General features: G+C 72.5%; 2 protein-coding genes. Both read left to right on the top strand.

The features are described from left to right. On the top strand, window positions 1-251 hold a 251-nt coding region (locus AC5LSR_RS22640; protein WP_493468973.1), incomplete at its 5' end, for a hypothetical protein. A gap of 29 nt (window positions 252-280) precedes the next feature. Further along, the coding region (locus AC5LSR_RS22635; RefSeq protein WP_493468972.1) for an MFS transporter at window positions 281-1,680 on the top strand (1,400 nt) is incomplete at its 3' end.

Raw genomic sequence — 1,680 nt, 5'->3', positions numbered from 1 at the left:
TCAACAGGCCGGTCCGGGTCAACAGGCCGGTCCGGGTCAACAGGCCGGTCCGGGTCAACAGGCCGGTCCGGGTCAACAGGCCGGTCCGGGTCGACGGGCCGGTCCAGGTCGACGGGCCGGTCAGGATCGACGGGCACCGTTGCGTCCCCGCTCACCGGTGCCGGGGGTGCTGCCGGGCCGAGCTGTACATCCTGAGCCTCCACGCACGTATTGTCGCCTACACGTTCCGGAACTGCGCTGCGTGGTCGTGATGGCTCTCCTGGGGGGGAGGACACTCAGCATGGTGAACGTGGGTGCCGGTGTCGCCAGGAGGGTGCGGAGGCTGCGGGCCTCCGCCCGCCGGGGCGGCGCCGAACAGTCCGGGCTCGCCTCCCTGGTGGAGCTCTCGTTCGTCAACGCGGCCGGGGACGCGCTGGTCACGGTAGCACTCGCCGGCTCACTTTTCTTCGCGGTACCCACCGGTGAGGCGCGTTCGAAAGTCGCCCTGTACCTGTTGATCACGATGGTGCCGTTCGTCCTGCTGGCACCGGTGATCGGCCCGGTGCTGGACAGGTTCGCCTATGGCCGCCGGACCGCCCTGGCCGCGATCTGCCTGGCCCGCGGCATGCTCGCCTGGCAGCTCGCGAGCTCCCTCGACGGAGTGGCGGTCTACCCGCTGGCGCTCGGGCTGCTGATGCTGTCCCGGTCGTTCGGGGTGGCCCGCAGCGCGGTCATCCCGCGGGTGACCCCCCGGGAACTGACCCTGGTGAAGGTCAACTCCCGGATCTCCCTGGTCAACATCGTGGCCGGGGCGGTGGCGGCCCCGCTCGGGCTCGGTATCGCCAACATTCCCTACATCGGCTACCCGTGGGTGCTGCGGATCTGCGCCATCGTCTACATGACGGGTGTTCTGCTCGCCTTCAACCTGCCCGGACACGTCGACTCCGCCGCGGGTGAGAAACGCGCCGTCCTCGGGGCGGGCCGCTTCCGCCCGCACCGGGACATCACCGGCCGGCTGCGCCGCGCGCTCGGCGGGCTGCCGGTGGCCCTGCGCGCCTCGCTGGTGCTGCGCGGCCTGGTCGGGTTCCTCACCTTCTACCTGGCGTTCCTGCTGCGGACCAGCGGCGGCAACAACCTGTGGCTGGCCGGGCTGGCGATCTGCGCCGGGGTGGGCAGCGGCCTGGGCGTGTTCGTCGGCGGCCGTCTCGGCCGTAAACGGCCGGAAGCGCTGCTGATGCTGTCGCTGCTGATGGCCGCCGGCGGCTGCCTGGGCGCTGCCGTCAACTACACCAAGCTGACCTCGCTGCTCGCGGCCCTGCTGGTCACCATGGCCAGCTCGACCGGCAAGCTCGGGCTGGACGCCATCATCCAGCGGGACGTCGCCGAGGACACCCGCAACTCGGCGTTCGCCCGCTCGGAGACCGCGATGCAGCTCGCCTGGGTCGCCGGCGGCGCGACCGGCCTGATCGAGATGCCCGGCACGCTCGGCTTCGCCGCCGCGTCCGCGGTGGTCCTGGGCACGATGTTCGTGGAGACCCGGGCCCTGCACCGTTCCCGGGCCGCGGCCCGGGAACGTCACAATGTCCCGTACGCCCCGGCAGCCCCGCACGGCCCGCACGCCGCCGCAGCCCCGTACGGCCCGGCCACCCCGTCCATGGCCCACTTCGACCCGGGGGCGCCCACCCAGCCGCAGGCCCCGCC

It is taken from the genome of Protofrankia sp. CiP1_Cm_nod4, from assembly GCF_982290645.1.
This window is presented reverse-complemented; position numbering and strand designations above follow the sequence as displayed.